Below are 15,135 nucleotides of genomic sequence, written 5' to 3' on the forward strand. Positions count from 1 at the left end.
TGGGGCCAGAGGCACGTGCGTACTGCGTCTGGGCGCGCATATAGAGATGTCGCGCCGTGACGCAAAGCCCTTTCTCAGGGTCGGGCCGTTTTTTTTCCGTGTGCTTTGTAGGTGCGGCGGAAACATCCCGAAGCGAAGGCGAATGGGCGGGAAGCCTCCGGTGCGGCAGCGGGAAAGAAGACGAATCCCTCCGGCCCGCGATGCCGGAAAAGGGGGAGGCCGGTGGCGCCTCAGGCGGCCCCGTCCGGCACGGTGCCGTAGAGGCGGACAATGGCTTGCGCGGCCCGCGCGGCGAGCGCCGCGATCTCGTCCTCCTCTCCCTCCGTCACCAGGCCCAGGGTGGCGCGCAGGAAAAGATCGCCGCGCAGCAGGGAGAGGAACTGCTCCGCCACCAGCAGAAGGTCGATATCCGCCTGCAACTGGCCGGCCTGTTGCTGGCTCGCCAGCCAGCCCGCCAGCCAGCGGCGCACCGATTGCGGTCCGCCGGCGTAGAAGTCCCGCGCCAGGTGTGGAAAGCGCACGCCCTCGCCGATCACCACCCGGTGCAGCGCCCGCACCTCCCGACGCAGCAGGAAGCGCAGCCACTGCTGGCCAAGCTCGGTCAGCGCCCCCTCCAGCGTGAGGCCGGAGGCGGAGAGCGCCACGTCCATCATCGCCTGCATCTTGCGGCAGTTGCTGCCGATGATCTCCAGGAACAGCGCTTCCTTGCCGGGGAAGTGGGCGTAGAGCGTGGCCTTGGAAACCTGTGCCGCGCGCGCCACCGCATCCATCGAGACGGCGCCGAAGCCCTCCGCCATGAAGAGCGCCGCCGCCGCATCAACAATGGCGCGGCGCTTGGGAGAGAATTCCGGGGCTTCGGCGGCGTGGGACATGGGGGATCACTAGGGCGGGGCGGCGGCCGGATGCAAGAGTAAACTGAACGGTTCAGTTCAGTCTTGACTTCCGGAATGGAAAGGCGCACCTGAAGCGCCTCACTGAACTGAACCGTTCAGTTCCAGGATTGCCCATGAACGCTCCCGTCTCCTCCGCTCCCCCTGCCGACGCCACGCAAGCCACTCTGCCGCCGCCGAAGCGCCGCCGCCGCTGGCTGCTGCGCGTGCTGCCGGTGGTGGCGCTGGCTGCGGCTGCCCTGGGCGGCAACTGGTACTGGCACACCGGCCGCTTCCTGGTTGAAACCGACGACGCCTACGTGCAGGGCGACATCTCGGTGCTGACCCCCCGCATCGAGGCTGATGTCACCGGGATCGCCGTGGCCGACAACCAGCGCGTCGAGGCCGGCCAGGTGCTGCTGCGGCTTGACGACCGCGACGCCCGCCTGCTGGTGCGCCAGGACGCGGCGGCGCTGGCGGAGGCCGAGGCCGCCATCCAGACCGCGCGCCAGACGGTCACGCAGCTGCAGGCGCAGATCGGCAGCGCCGAGGCGCAGGTCGAGCAGGCCCGCGCCGAGCAGGCCCGCGCCGACGCCGAGGCGCGCCGCACCCAGTCGCTCTCCGGCAGCGGCTACTCCTCGCGCCAGGCGGCCGAGACCGCGGTGGCCGACCAGCGCAAGGCCGCCGCCGCCGTGCAGGCCGCCGAGGCCGAGCTGGCGGTGCGCCGCCAGGCCGTGCCGGTGCAGCAGGCGCAGCTCGCCCAGGCAGAGGCCCGGCGCGACCAGGCCGCCGCCGCGCTGGAGCAGGCCCGCATCGCGCAGACCTATACCGAGATCCGCGCGCCCTTCGACGGCATCGCCGGCAACCGCGCGGCGCAGCTCGGCCAGCGCGTGCGGCCGGGCCAGCGGCTCATCGCCGTGGCGCCGCTGCCGCAGGCGCTCTTCGTCGTCGCCAACTTCAAGGAAACCCAGCTCGCCGCCATGCGGCCGGGCCAGCCGGTCGAGATTTCCGTGGACGCCATTCCTGGCCATGCGCTGCGCGGGCATGTGGACAGCTTCGCCCCCGGCACCGGCAGCCAGTTCAGCCTGCTGCCGCCGGAAAACGCCACCGGCAACTTCACCAAGGTGGTGCAGCGCGTGCCGGTGAAGCTGGTGCTGGAGCCCGAACAGGACGCCGAGGCCATCGCCCGGCTGCGCCCGGGGCTTTCCGTGGTGGCCGAGGTGGACACCCGCGCCGACCCGGAGGCGCCGCGCGGCGTGCTGGCCGCCGCCGCGGCGACGCTCGGCCTGGGCGGCCGCTGAGGAAACATTCCCCATGAGCGCCACCCGCGCCATGCCCGCCCCACAGGCGACCGAGATGCCGCTGCGCGCACGCCTCGGCTTCATGGCCATGGTGCTCGGCATGTTCATGGCGATCCTGGACATCCAGATCGTCTCCGCCTCCATCTCGGAGATCCAGGCCGGCCTCGCCGCCAGCCCGGACGAGGCGAGCTGGGTGCAGACCAGCTACCTGATCGCGGAGATCGTGATGATCCCGCTCTCGGGCTTCCTTTCGCGCCTGCTCTCCACCCGGGTGCTGTTCACCGCCTCGGCCGCCGGCTTCACCTTCTTCTCGCTGGCCTGCGCCATGGCGTCCAACCTCGGCACCATGATCGTCTTCCGCGCCGCGCAGGGCTTCATCGGCGGCGCCATGATCCCGACGGTCTTCGCCGCCAGCTTCCTGATGTTTCCCGGCAACAAGCGGGCCGGCGCCACCGTCATCATCGGCCTGACCGCGACGCTGGCGCCCACCATCGGCCCCACCCTCGGCGGCTGGCTGACGCAGAGCTTCTCCTGGCACTGGCTGTTCCTGATCAACGTGCCGATCGGCGCGCTCATCGCCTTCGCGGTGTGGAGCACGGTGGACATCGACCGCCCCGACCGCAGCCTGCTGGCCCGCTTCGACTGGTGGGGCCTGCTGTTCATGGCCGCCTTTCTGGGCAGCCTGGAATACGTCATGGAGGAAGGCCCGCGCTGGGACTGGCTGGCCGACGCGGGCGTGCGCAACCTGAGCCTGCTGGCGGCCGTCGCCGGCGTGCTGTTCTTCTGGCGCGCCCTGACCCAGGCCGAGCCGATCGTGGACCTGCGCGCCTTCCGCAACCGCAACTTCGCCATCGGCTGCCTGTTCAGCTTCACCGTCGGCATCGGGCTCTACGGCTCGGTCTACCTGCTGCCGCTCTTCCTCGGCCGGGTGCGCGGCTACAACTCCATGCAGATCGGCGAGGTGATGTTCATCACCGGCGTCTGCATGTTCCTCACCGCGCCCTTTGCAGGACGTCTCCTCGCCCGCACCGATCCGCGGCTGATGCTGGCCGCCGGGCTGTTGCTGTTCTTCGTGGCGATCTGGCAGACGGCGCAGCTCACCGCCGACAGCGCCTTCCCCGAACTGGCCTTTCCCCTCGGCCTGCGCGGCGTGGCGATGATGCTGACCATGGCACCGGTGAACCAGATCGCCCTCGGCACCATGCCGCCCGCCCAGCTCAAGGGCGCCGCCGGGCTGTACAACCTGATGCGCAATGCCGGCGGCGCCATCGGGCTGGCCATGATCAACACGCTGGTGACCGACCGCTCCTACGCCCACCGCACCCACCTGGCGGAGTCGCTGAACTGGGCACGGCCCTATGTCGGCGAATACCAGTCCACCCTGAGCGCCGCCATGGCCGGGCGCCTGGGCGACGCCTCGGACGTCGCCGCGCTGGGGCGGATCAAGAGCCTGGTGGTGCAGCAGGGCCTCGTGCTCGCCTACAACGACACGCTGCTGCTGATGGCGGGCTGCTTCCTGCTCTCCCTGCCGCTGGTCCTGCTGCTGCAACGGCCCAAGAAGGCGGGCGGGGGCGGGGAGGCGCATTGATCGGTTGGCTCGGGGAGGGCGCCGCCCTCCCCAGGCCCCTCCCGCCGGGGTGACAGTGTCACCCCGGACCCGCCATCGGTTCTGGCGCGCCTGACACCTGGGATGAAGACTCAGGTAGAACAGGGCGGACGAGATGCGAACGAGGCAAGGGCTGCGACGGATCAGGACCTGGGCGCGGGCGATCAAGCGGGACGTGCACGCGCTTTACCTCGCCGCCCGCGATCCCCGGACGCCGTGGTACGCCAAGGCGCTCGCGCTGACGATTGCCGCTTACGCCCTCTCGCCGATCGACCTCATTCCTGACTTCATTCCGGTCCTCGGCTACCTCGACGACGCGATCCTGCTGCCGCTGGCGATCCTGCTGGCCGTCCGGCTGGTTCCTGCCGACGTCATGGCCGAGCACCGGGCGGCGGCCGACAGGGCGGAGGGGCGGCCGATCAGCCGTTCGGCCGCCGCGTTCATCGTGGGGCTCTGGCTAGCGGCGGCGGCGGCGCTGCTTTGGTGGCTCTGGCCCCGCGTCGTGCGGTGACCCCGCGACGAGGGCAAGCCTGCGCCGAGGCGGCTGATTGCGTTCTCGGCCTCGGCGCGGAACGGTGCAAGGGCCGTTGATGGTGGGGTCTGGGGGGACGCTGTTCCCCCAGCCGGGGAGGTCCGGAGGGGGCGGAGCCCCCTCTGGGCGAGACGCTTACGCGAGGTCCGGAGGGGGCGGAGCCCCCTCCGGACGCTAGCGGATCAACCCGGAAAGCGGGCTGGAGGGATCGGCGTTGTAGTTGCGTGGCATCCGTCCGGCCAGGTGGGCGTGGCGTCCTGCCTCCACCGCCGCCTTCATGGCCTGCGCCATGCGCACCGGATCCTTGGCATGGGCGATGGCCGAGTTCAGCAGCACGGCGTCGCAGCCCAGCTCCATGGCGGCAGCGGCCTCGCTGGCGGTGCCGATGCCGGCATCCACCAGCACCGGCACCTTGGCCTGCTCGATGATGGAGCGCAGCATGAAGGGGTTGGTCAGGCCCATGCCGGAGCCGATCGGCGCGCCGAGCGGCATGACGGCGACGCAGCCCATCTCCTCCAGGCGCTTGGCCGCCAGCGGGTCGTCGGCGCAGTAGACCATCACCTGGAAGCCATCCCTGATGAGCGCCTGGGCGGCCTCGAAGGTGGCGGGCATGTCCGGGTAGAGGAAGGGCGGCGGGCCGAGCACCTCCAGCTTCACCAGGTTCCAACCGCCGGCCTCGCGTGCCAGGCGCAGGGTGCGCACGGCGTCCTGCGCGGTGTGGCAGCCGGCGGTGTTGGGCAGGTAGGTGTAGCGCTTCGGGTCCACGAAATCCTGCAGCATGGGCGCGCTGGAATCCGAGAGGTTCACCCGCCGCACCGCGACGGTGACCATCTCGGCGCCGCTCGCCTCGATGGCGGCGGCGGTCTCCTCCAGCGACTTGTAGCGCCCGGTGCCGACAACAAGGCGGGAGCGGAAGCGGTGGCCCGCGACCTCCCAGGTATCGTCCGCCTGATTCTGATAGCCATCCATGGGCTCAGCCCCCGCCGATGAAGTGCACGATTTCCAGCGTGTCCCCCGCGGCGAGCGTGGTGGCGCCGTAGGCGGAGCGCGGCACGATCTCCAGGTTCCGCTCGACCGCCACCTTGCGGGTGTCCAGGCTGAGCGTCGCCAGCAGGTCGGCCACCGTCGCCGGGTTCTGGATGATGCGGGTTTCCCCGTTGATGGTGATCTCGATGCTGTCCGCCATGGCGCGAATGTGGCGCGCGGCGGGCCGGGGGGAAAGGGGGCGGGGCGGCGAATGCTCCGCTCCGCGCGCAGATCGCCGGGAGGGCGGCCGCAGCCGCACGTCCCGGTGCCCTCCGGCTGCCCGCGTTTCCTCCCTCAGATAGCCATGCCAGGCAAAACGCCGTTCAGCGGGGTGCCGGAGACCGGGTTGGCGGAAGGCGAGACGGCCTGGGGGGAGACGGCCTGAGGGGAGATGGCCTGGGGGGAGATGGCCTGGGGAGTGCCGGCCGCCGGCGATCCGCCCGGCGCGGGCTCGGCAGGGGGATCGGAAGCCGCGGGCGGGGGCAGGGCTTCCTCCCTGGGAGGCGCCGGAGGGGCGGCGGAAGGCTGCGGCACGGCGCCGAAGGCGGCAGGCGGGGCCGAGAACACGGCGGCGGGGGGTGGGCCAGGCGGGTTCTCGTGGGGCACGGTGTAGTCCGGCACGATGCGGGCCTGCGCGCCGGCGATCACCAGCACCTTCTGGCCGAGCGCCAGCGGCGTGTCGTCCCGCTGCACCACCGAGACCAGGTCGCCACTGGGCTTGCGCACGATGTATTCGTAGCCCTGCTGGGAGCCGGCGCCCTTTTCCGCGGCCGCGCCCAGCAGGCCGCCGATCAGGCCGCCGCCGATGCCGCCGAAGGCGGAGGTGATGTCGCCGCCGCCGATCCGGCTGCCGGCCACGCCGCCGGCCGCGGCGCCACTGGCCACGCCGGTGGTGCCGTCCGCCGCGATCTCGATGGCGCGCCGCCCGACGACCACGCCCTGCTCGACCTTGTTGGCCTGCTGCACCGCCCGGCTGGCATAGGTATCGGGTGAATAGCTCGGGCTGCAGGCCGCCAGCAGGCCGCTCAGCAGCAGCGCCGGCAGCCCGAACCTGGCAAGCGGGGTCATTTCGGCCTCCCTCCAGGGTGGAACGCTGCGGCGCAAACTAGGGAAGCGGGGGCGCGGTGTCATCCCGTGCTCTGGGCAAAGCTTCCATGCCGCGGCATGCAACCCGCGGGAGGCGGCAGAACTTCAGCGGGTCTGCCGAGTTGTCATTGACGGCTTTGGGACCACCTAGGGCGGGCGCGGCCATGCCTGCGCTCCGCACGGTCGCCGTCTGGCGCCCGCCTGCCCCGGGCGACGCGCGCAGGCACCCACCGCGGGCACGGCCAAGGCTCAGACTTCCGAGGAGACGCATCGTGAGCGAACCTGCCTCCCCGACCACCGGCCGCGCCGCCGTCAACCCGACGGTCTTCATCGGCTCGGCGGCGTTGATCCTGCTGTTCGTGCTGTTCGGCGTGCTGGCGCCGCAGGCCGCCGCCGCGACCTTCAGCGCCGTGCAACGCTGGATCACCGATGAGCTTGGCTGGTTCTACCTGCTGGTGGTGACCGGCTTCCTGATCTTCGTGGCCGCGCTGGCGGTGAGCGGCTACGGGCGAATCCGCCTCGGGCCCAACCACTCGGAGCCGGAATTCAGCTATGGCGCCTGGTTCGCCATGCTGTTCAGCGCGGGCATGGGCATCGGGCTGGTGTTCTTCGGCGTGGCCGAGCCGGTGACGCACTTCATGGTGCCGCCGGAGGGCGAGCCGGCCAGCATCGCCGCCGCCCGCGCCGCCATGCGCCTCAGCTACTTCCACTGGGGGCTGCATGCCTGGGCCATCTACTCGGTGATCGGCCTCAGCCTGGCCTATTTCAGCTTCCGCCACGGCCTGCCGCTGAGCCTCCGCTCGGCGCTCTACCCGCTGATCGGCGAGCGCATCCATGGCTGGATCGGGCACACGGTGGATATCTTCGCCATTCTCGGCACCATGTTCGGCGTGGCCACCTCGCTGGGCCTCGGCGCCCTGCAGGTGAACGCCGGCCTGGCGCATGTGCTGGGCGTGCCGGTGGGCTTCGGCGTGCAGGTGGTGCTGATCGCGGTGATCACCGCGCTGGCCACCCTTTCGGTCGTCTCCGGGCTCGACAAGGGCATCAAGCTGCTGTCGAACGCCAACCTGATCATGGCCTGCGCGCTGCTGGTCTTCGTCTTCGCCGTCGGGCCGACCACCTTCCTGCTGCGCACCTTCGTGCAGAACCTGGGTGGCTACATCGACCAGTTCGCCCAGCGCAGCCTCTACATGTATGCCTATGACCCGAACGACTGGCTGCGCGACTGGACGCTGTTCTACTGGGGCTGGTGGATCGCCTGGTCGCCCTTTGTCGGCATGTTCATCGCCCGCATCTCGCGCGGGCGCACCATCCGCGAGTTCACCCTCAGCGTGCTGCTGGTGCCGGCGGGCTTCACCTTCGCCTGGATGACCGTTTTCGGCGACAGCGCCATCTACCTGCACATGACCGGCGCCACCCAGGCCGTCTCGCAGGCCGTGCAGAACGACGTCTCGCTGGCGCTGTTCGTCTTCCTGGAGCAGTACCCCCTGGCCACGATCAGCTCCTGGGTGGCGATGGTGCTGATCGTCACCTTCTTCATCACCTCGGCCGACAGCGCCGCCCTGGTGGTCAGCACCATCGCGGCCGGCGGGCGGGACGACGTGCCGGTGCTGCAGCGCATCTTCTGGGCCGTCTCGTCCGGCGTGATCGCCGCGGTGCTGCTGGCCTCGGGCGGGCTGCAGGCGCTGCAGACGGCGGCCATCGCCAGCGCGCTGCCCTTCGCGATCGTGATGCTGCTGATCTGCTACGGGCTGTGGCGCGGGCTGCAGCGGGAAGGGTTGCGGCAGAACGCCCTGGCCACCAACCTGCCGCCGCGGCAGGGGCTTTCCTGGCAGCGCCAGCTGCACGGCATCCTGGCGCATCCGCGCAAGGACGAGGTGCTGCGCTTCCTGGAGGAGACGGCCGCCCCGGCGCTTGAGGCCGTCGCCGCCGAGCTGCGCGGCCGCGGCCTGGGCGCGGAGGTGCACCGGCGGGAAGGGCGGCTGCGGCTGATCTCCATGCCGGGCGCGCCGGAGGAGTTCCACTACGGCATTCGCATGCGCGAATATGCCATGCCAAGCTTCAACTATTTCGAGAGCGCCCCGGAGCGTGAGCGGCATGAGCACTACTACCGTGCCGAGGTGTTCCTGGAGGACGGCAGCCAGGACTATGACGTGATGGGCTTCTCCCGGCAGGAGATGATCCAGGACGTGCTGGCCCAGTACGATCGCCACTTCCAGTACCTGCACGCGGTGCACAGCCTCTGAGGCGGGCCGCAGGGAGCCGGCGGCCGGGCAAGAAAGACCCGGTCCCCCGGCTTCCGCCCGGCAACCGATGGGAGGCGGGCCCGTTGCTCCCGCAACCATCGGAAGGAGCCGGAACCATGGGCAAGCTTTCCCCGGAGATGCAGCGCTGCGTTGACGAGTGCCTGCGCTGCTACAGCACCTGTCTTTCCATGGCCGCCGGGCATTGCCTGGAAGCCGGTGGAAAGCATACCGAGCCCGGGCATTTCCGCCTGATGCTCGCCTGCGCCGAGATCTGCCGCACCGCCGCGCATTTCATGCTGATCGGCTCGCCGCACCACCGCCATACCTGCCGGGAATGCGCCGAGATCTGCCGCGAATGCGCCCAGGATTGCGCCGGGCTTGACGGGATGGAGGCCTGTGTCGAGGCTTGCCAGCGTTGCGCCGAGAGCTGCGCCGCCATGGCCGCCTGAAACACTCTGCCGCCGGTTTCCCTTGTAAATCAGCGGGATGCCGGATGGGGAGGGGAGCCGGGCCGGTCGGCCAGGGGGACGCCATGCCGCGCCCGCGCTTGCGGGGCGGAAACCCCCCGTGCTACGCGCGCCGATCGGACCGGACGGAAGCCCCACGTGAACCCGCCGCTGATTTTCGTGCTGAATGGCCCCAACCTGAACCTGCTCGGCACCCGCCAGCCGGAAATCTATGGCCACGAGACGCTGGACGACATCGAGGCGCTCTGCGCCGAGACGGCGGACGCGCTCGACCTGGCGATCGACTTCCGGCAGACCAATGTGGAGGGCGAGCTGATCTCCTGGGTGCAGGAGGCGCGCAGCATGGCGGCGGGCATCGTGATCAACCCGGCCGGTTATTCCCACACCTCGATCGCCCTGATGGACGCCCTGCTGGCCTCCGACCTGCCGGTGGTCGAGGTTCACCTGAGCAACATCCATCGCCGGGAATCCTTCCGGCACCTGTCCTATGTGTCCCGCGCAGCGCAGGGCGTCATCTGCGGCCTTGGCCCGCATGGTTATGCGCTGGCGCTGCGCGGCATCGCCGGCATCCTGGCCCAGGCCGAGCAGGACTGAACTGCAGGGCCGCATGCGGCGGCGTATCCGAGAGGTTCCCAGAGAAACGTTATGAGCGGCATTTCCTTCAGCCCGGAAGCGATCCGGGCGCTCGCGCAGATCCTGCGGGAGACCGACCTCAGCGAGATCGAACTGGCCGACAAGGACAGCCGCGTCCGCGTCACCCGCAGCGTGGCGATGGCGCCGGTGGCCATGGCGGCGGCGCCCGTCGCGGCGGTGCCGGCCGCCGCGCCGGCCATGGTGCAGGCCGCGGCCCCGGCCGCCGAGGCGGCGGTGGATGCCAGCACCCCCGGTGCCGTCACCTCGCCCATGGTCGGCGTCGCCTATCTCTCGTCCGAGCCGGGCGCGGCGCCCTTCGTCACGCCGGGCGCCAAGGTGGCCGCCGGGCAGACCCTGCTGCTCATCGAGGCGATGAAGACCTTCAACCAGATCAAGGCGCCGAAGGCCGGCACGGTGACGCGCATCCTGGTCGAGAGCGGGGCGCCGGTCGAGTTCGGCGAGCCGCTGATGGTGGTCGAGTAAAGGCGCCAAGCCATGTTCAAGAAGGTGCTGATCGCCAATCGCGGCGAAATCGCGCTGCGCGTCCATCGCGCCTGCCAGGAGATGGGCATCCGCACCGTGGCCGTGCATTCCACGGCCGACGCCACCGCCATGCATGTGCGGCTGGCCGATGAGAGCGTCTGCATCGGCCCGCCGGCGGCGCGCGACAGCTATCTGAACGTCGCCAACATCCTCTCGGCCGCCAGCATCACCGGCGCGGAGGCGATCCATCCCGGCTATGGCTTCCTGTCCGAGAATGCCAGCTTCGCCGAGATGGTGGAGGCGCACGGCTTCACCTTCATCGGGCCCTCGCCCGAGCATATCCGCATGATGGGCGACAAGATCGCCGCCAAGCAGGCGATGAAGTCGCTCAACGTGCCGCTGGTGCCGGGCAGCGAGGGCGAGCTGGCCGGCCTGGAGGAGGCGCGCGAGGTCGCCGAGCGGATCATGTATCCCGTGCTGATCAAGGCCGCCGCCGGCGGCGGCGGGCGCGGCATGAAGGTGGCGCACTCCGCCGAGGAGCTGGAGGAGGCCTGGCGGGTCGCCCGCACCGAGGCCAAGGCCGCCTTCGGCAACGACGCCGTCTACATGGAGAAGTACCTGGACCGGCCGCGCCACATCGAGCTGCAGGTCCTGGCCGACACCCATGGCAACGTGGTGCATTTCGGCGAGCGCGACTGCTCGCTGCAGCGCCGCCACCAGAAGCTGGTGGAGGAGGCCGGCTCCCCCGCGCTCACCGCCGAGGAGCGCGACGCGCTCGGTGCCCAGGTCACGCAGGGCCTTTCCCAGCTCGGCTACCGCAATGCCGGCACGCTGGAGTTCCTCTGGCAGGACGGGCAGTTCGCCTTCATCGAGATGAACACCCGCCTGCAGGTCGAGCATCCCGTGACCGAGATGGTCTGCGGCATCGACCTGGTGAAGGAGCAGCTCCGCGTCGCCGCCGGCGAGAAGCTCGGCTATGGCCAGGAGGACATCACCTTCAGCGGCCATGCCATCGAGTGCCGCATCACCGCCGAGGACCCGGAGAGCTTCGCGCCCTCCCCCGGGCGGGTGAACACCTACCACGCGCCGGGCGGGCTCGGCGTGCGGGTGGATAGCGCGCTCTACTCCGGCTACGCCGTGCCGCCGCACTACGACAGCCTGGTGGCCAAGCTGGTGGTGCACGGCAAGACCCGCGCCGAGGCCATCGGCCGCATGCGCCGGGCGCTGTCCGAGATGGTGGTGGACGGCATCCGGACCACCCTGCCGCTCCACCAGCGCATCATGGAGGATGCGCAGTTCCAGGCCGGCGACTACACGATCCACTGGCTGGAGCGCTTTGTCGGCCTGCGCGACTGAAGGCCGCCGGAACAGGATCGGACAAGGGCTGACCCTGGCGCGCAGGCGCCGGGGCCAGCGCCTGATTCATGGCAACCCTGCCACAGCGTCATCATTGTTTCGCTACGGCCCGCGGGCAGACTGCCCCGTGCATGCCCCGGTATTTCGAGAAAAGCTGATGAACGGCCTCACCGCCGAAACCCCTGAGCCGGCGCCCGCCCAATCCGAGGGCGCACCGCCCGCCGGGATGCGCGACAGGCGGTGGCTGGCGGTGCTGCGGCCATGGCTGCTGCTGGCCGGCGGCGTGCTCCTCGCCATCCTGGCGCTGGGCGCCCTGCAGGCCCTTTCGCGCGAGCTGAACTACAGTCAGGTGGTCGCCGCGCTGCAGTCGGCGCGCCCGGCGGTGCTGGCCGCCGCCGCCGGCGCCGCCGCCCTCAGCTTCGTGGCGATGATGGGCTACGACCTTTCCGCCTTGCGCCACCTCGCGCCGGGCGCGGTGCCGCCGCGCATCGGCGCGCTGGCCGCCTTCTGCGGCTTCGCGCTGAGCAACACGCTCGGCGTCGGCGCCTTCACCGGCAGCGCCGTGCGCTGGCGGATCTACGCGGCGACCGGGCTGGAGCCGACGCGGATCGGCCGCGTGCTGGTCTTCGTCACCGCCAGCTTCGTGCTCGGGCTCTATGCGGTGGCGGCGCTCGGCCTGCTGCTGGAGGCGGAGGCGCTGGCCGGCTGGTTCGGCCTCTCCGCCACGCTGCTGCGCCTGGTCGCCGCGGCGCTGCTGGCGGCGCTGGCCGGCGTGGCGGTGCTGGGGCGGCTGCGCAAGGGGCTGCGGCTCGGCCGCTTTGTGCTGCGGGTGCCGCCGGCGCGGCTGATCCTGCTGCAGGGGGTGATCTCCCTGCTGGACATCGGCGGCGCCGCCACGGTGCTGTGGCTGCTGCTGCCGCCTGGCGCGGTGGACCTGCCCTCCTTCATGGCGCTCTACGCCGTGGCCATCGCCATCGGTGCCGCCAGCCACCTGCCCGGCGGCATCGGCGTTTTCGAGGCGGTGGTGCTGCTCGCCTTCCACAACAGCGCCGTGCCGCTGGACCAGGTGGCGGCGGCGCTGGTGCTCTACCGGGTGATCTACTTCGCCCTGCCGCTCTGCCTGGCCATCCTGCTGCTGGCCGGCTTCGAGGTCAGCCGCCGCGCCCACCTGCTGGAGGGCGGCACCCGCGCGGTGCGCGCCGCCACCCGGCTGATGCCGCGCTTTCTGGGCGCCGGGGCCTTCGCCGCCGGAGCGGCGCTGCTGCTTGGGGGGGTCACCCCGCCGGTCGGGGTGACGCCCGGCCTGCTTGCGCCCGCCCTGCCGCTGCCGCTCTTCGAGGCCTCGCACCTGCTGGCCAGCGTCGGCGGGCTGGCGCTGATCTTTGTCGCCCACGGGCTGGTGCACCGGCTGGACGGCGCCTGGTGGCTGGCCACCTGCCTCACCGGCGCGGGCCTGGTGCTTTCCATCGCCCGCGGCGGCGGCGAACTGGAACTGCCGCTGCTGGTGCTGCTCGGCGTCGCCCTGGTGGTCTCGCGCCAGCGCTTCGACCGCCGGGCGCGGATGCTGACCCCCAGCCTGACGCCGGGCTGGTGGCTGGCGGTGATCGGCGTGGTTGCCGCCGCCGCCTGGCTGCTGTTCTTCGCCCACCGGGACGTCGAGTATTCCCGCCAGCTCTGGTGGCGCTTCGAGCTGGACGCCAGCACGCCGCGCAACATGCGCGCCACCCTCGGCGCGGTGCTGGCGCTGTTCGTCGCGGGGCTCTGGACGCTGCTGCGCCCCGCCCGCAGCCGGGTGCACCCGCCGACACCGGAGGAGCTGGCGCGCGCCACCGCCATTGTCGCCGCGCAGGGCCGGGCGGACGCCAACCTCGTGCGGATGGGCGACAAGGCGCTGCTCTTCGCTCCCGAGGGCGACGCCTTCATCATGTATGGCCGCCGCGGCCGTTCCTGGATCGGGCTGTTCGATCCCGTGGGGGCGCGCGAGCGGCGGGTGGACCTGGTCTGGCGCTTCGTCGAGATGGCCGATGCCCAGGGTGGCCGCGCCGCCTTCTATCAGGTGCGGCCGGAGAGCCTGCCGCTCTACATCGATGCCGGGCTGCGCCCGCTGAAGCTGGGCGAGGCCGCGCGGGTGCCGCTCGCCGCCTTCGAGCTGAAGGGCAAGTCCCGACAGCCCCTGCGCAGCGCGCTGAACCGGGCCGAGCGCGAGGGGCTGACCTTCGAGGTGCTGCCGCCCGAGGCGGTGGCATCGCTGCTGCCGGAGCTGGAGGCGGTCTCGCGCGCCTGGCTGGATCAGCACAAGGCGCGGGAGAAGGCCTTTTCCCTCGGCGCCTTCGAGCCGGACTACGTCACCGCGCAATCCGTCGCCGTGGTGCGCGACCGGGAAGGGCAGGCGATCGCCTTCGCCACGCTGCTGGAGACGCCCGAGCAGCGCCGGGAAATGTCGATCGACCTGATGCGCCAGATGCCGGAAGTGCCGCCCGGCACCATGGATTTCCTGTTCCTGCGGCTGATCCTGCGCGCCAAGGAGCTGGGCTACGACTTCTTCGACCTGGGCATGGCGCCGCTTTCCGGCCTGGCGGCCCACCGCCTGGCGCCGGTCTGGTACCGGCTGGGCGGGCTGGTCTTCCGCCGAGGGGAGCGCTTCTACAACTTCCGGGGCCTGCGGGCCTTCAAGGAGAAGTTCGAGCCGGTCTGGGAGCCGCGCTACCTTTGCACGCCGGGCGGGCTCGACCCCTGGGTCGTCCTGGCCGACGTGGCGGCGCTGCAGGCCGGCGGCTTGCGGGGAGTGATCGGCAAATGAAGCGACGCCTGATGCTGGGGGCGGCCGCCGCGCTGGCGCTGCCCGCGCTGATCCAGTCGGCCTGGGCGCAGCGCGACACCTCCTCCTGGCTGGTGGAACTGCCGGCGAAGCAGAAGCGCGGCGACGTGTTCGGCATCATCCTCTCCGGCGATGGCGGCTGGCGCGACCTGGACCGCACCATCGGCCGCTACATGCGCAACCACGGCGTGCCGGTGCTGGGCTTCGATACGCTGAACTGGTTCTGGACCCGCCGTTCTCCGGAAGAGGTGGCCGCCGAGCTGGACCGCGTCATCGCCCTCTACGCGGAGAAGTGGCAGACGCCCAAGGTGGCGTTGATCGGCTATTCCTTCGGCGCGGACGTGATGCCCTTCGCCTGGAACCGGATGAAGCCGGCCAGCAGGGAGCGGGTGGTGCTGATCTCGCTGCTCGCCTTCGCCAAGGACGCCGCCTTCGAGATCAAGGTGGGAGACTTCATCGGCATGGCGCGGCCCAGCGCCCTGCCGACCGCGCCCGAGATCGCCGGCCTCCCGCCCGCCCTGGTGCAATGCGTCTATGGCTCGGACGAGGAGGACGAGACCGCCTGCCTCGCCTTCAAGGGAACGGCGGCGGAGATCATCCGCACCAGCGGCGGGCACCACTTCGACGAGAACTACGATGCGCTGGCCGAGCGCATCCTGGCGCGGCTGCCGAGGCCCGCCGGCTAGGCTGGCGCCGGGGCGGCGGCGCGGTC

At 71.1% G+C, this 15,135-nt stretch carries 13 protein-coding genes and 1 pseudogene; 10 read left to right on the top strand and 4 right to left on the bottom strand.

The features are described 5' to 3' along the window. Nucleotides 1-230 precede the first annotated feature (230 nt). Nucleotides 231-872 carry a TetR/AcrR family transcriptional regulator gene (locus E0493_RS14465; protein WP_160937784.1) on the bottom strand — a complete coding sequence of 214 codons (642 nt, stop codon included), beginning with the start codon at nt 870-872 and terminating at the stop codon, nt 231-233. A 134-nt stretch (nt 873-1,006) separates the two neighbouring features. On the opposite strand from E0493_RS14465, the gene E0493_RS14470 reads away from it, so the two are divergent. The 3 genes and pseudogenes from E0493_RS14470 to E0493_RS14480 form a co-directional block, all read left to right on the top strand. Beyond that, nucleotides 1,007-2,170: an HlyD family secretion protein gene (locus tag E0493_RS14470; RefSeq protein WP_160937786.1), complete on the top strand. Its 1,164-nt coding sequence runs from the start codon at nt 1,007-1,009 to the stop codon at nt 2,168-2,170. 13 nt (nt 2,171-2,183) lie between these two features. Further along, complete coding sequence (locus E0493_RS14475; protein ID WP_160937788.1) at nt 2,184-3,758, top strand: DHA2 family efflux MFS transporter permease subunit; 1,575 nt, start codon at nt 2,184-2,186, stop codon at nt 3,756-3,758. A 157-nt stretch (nt 3,759-3,915) separates the two neighbouring features. Continuing rightward, nucleotides 3,916-4,287, top strand: a pseudogene (locus E0493_RS14480) (YkvA family protein); the annotation flags it as partial. Nucleotides 4,288-4,482: 195 nt separating this feature from the next. On the opposite strand, the gene E0493_RS14485 reads toward E0493_RS14480, so the two are convergent. From E0493_RS14485 to E0493_RS14495, 3 genes are all read right to left on the bottom strand, one after another. After that, a complete protein-coding gene (locus E0493_RS14485) occupies nt 4,483-5,277 on the bottom strand; it encodes a thiazole synthase (protein WP_160937792.1) in 795 nt (264 codons plus the stop codon). Between the two features lie 4 nt (nt 5,278-5,281). After that, on the bottom strand, nt 5,282-5,494 hold the full coding sequence (gene thiS, locus E0493_RS23915; protein ID WP_160937794.1) for a sulfur carrier protein ThiS: 213 nt from the start codon (nt 5,492-5,494) through the stop codon (nt 5,282-5,284). 134 nt (nt 5,495-5,628) lie between these two features. Beyond that, nucleotides 5,629-6,402 (bottom strand): hypothetical protein, encoded by a 774-nt coding sequence (locus tag E0493_RS14495; protein WP_160937796.1) that lies wholly within the window; start codon nt 6,400-6,402, stop codon nt 5,629-5,631. Nucleotides 6,403-6,692: 290 nt separating this feature from the next. Here E0493_RS14495 and E0493_RS14500 point away from each other — a divergent pair, with 290 nt between their 5' ends. The 7 genes from E0493_RS14500 to E0493_RS14530 all read left to right on the top strand — a co-directional run bounded on the left by E0493_RS14500 (nt 6,693) and on the right by E0493_RS14530 (nt 15,109). Further along, nucleotides 6,693-8,666: a BCCT family transporter gene (locus E0493_RS14500; RefSeq protein WP_367614518.1), complete on the top strand. Its 1,974-nt coding sequence runs from the start codon at nt 6,693-6,695 to the stop codon at nt 8,664-8,666. A gap of 116 nt (nt 8,667-8,782) precedes the next feature. Next, nucleotides 8,783-9,115: a four-helix bundle copper-binding protein gene (locus tag E0493_RS14505; protein ID WP_160937800.1), complete on the top strand. Its 333-nt coding sequence runs from the start codon at nt 8,783-8,785 to the stop codon at nt 9,113-9,115. A 156-nt stretch (nt 9,116-9,271) separates the two neighbouring features. Beyond that, nucleotides 9,272-9,727 carry a type II 3-dehydroquinate dehydratase gene (gene aroQ, locus E0493_RS14510; RefSeq protein ID WP_160937802.1) on the top strand — a complete coding sequence of 152 codons (456 nt, stop codon included), beginning with the start codon at nt 9,272-9,274 and terminating at the stop codon, nt 9,725-9,727. A 51-nt stretch (nt 9,728-9,778) separates the two neighbouring features. Next, complete coding sequence (gene accB / locus E0493_RS14515; RefSeq protein WP_160937804.1) at nt 9,779-10,249, top strand: acetyl-CoA carboxylase biotin carboxyl carrier protein; 471 nt, start codon at nt 9,779-9,781, stop codon at nt 10,247-10,249. 12 nt (nt 10,250-10,261) lie between these two features. Beyond that, nucleotides 10,262-11,605, top strand: coding sequence for an acetyl-CoA carboxylase biotin carboxylase subunit (accC, locus tag E0493_RS14520; RefSeq protein ID WP_160937806.1), 1,344 nt, complete (start codon nt 10,262-10,264; stop codon nt 11,603-11,605). A 157-nt stretch (nt 11,606-11,762) separates the two neighbouring features. Then, nucleotides 11,763-14,405, top strand: coding sequence for a bifunctional lysylphosphatidylglycerol flippase/synthetase MprF (gene mprF / locus E0493_RS14525; RefSeq protein ID WP_160937808.1), 2,643 nt, complete (start codon nt 11,763-11,765; stop codon nt 14,403-14,405). After that, nucleotides 14,402-15,109 carry a virulence factor family protein gene (locus E0493_RS14530; protein WP_160937809.1) on the top strand — a complete coding sequence of 236 codons (708 nt, stop codon included), beginning with the start codon at nt 14,402-14,404 and terminating at the stop codon, nt 15,107-15,109. Before mprF ends, E0493_RS14530 begins: the two co-directional genes overlap by 4 nt. The last annotated feature ends 26 nt before the right edge of the window (nt 15,110-15,135 follow it).

It is taken from the genome of Teichococcus coralli (assembly GCF_009829925.1).
Lineage (GTDB): Bacteria > Pseudomonadota > Alphaproteobacteria > Acetobacterales > Acetobacteraceae > Pseudoroseomonas > Pseudoroseomonas coralli.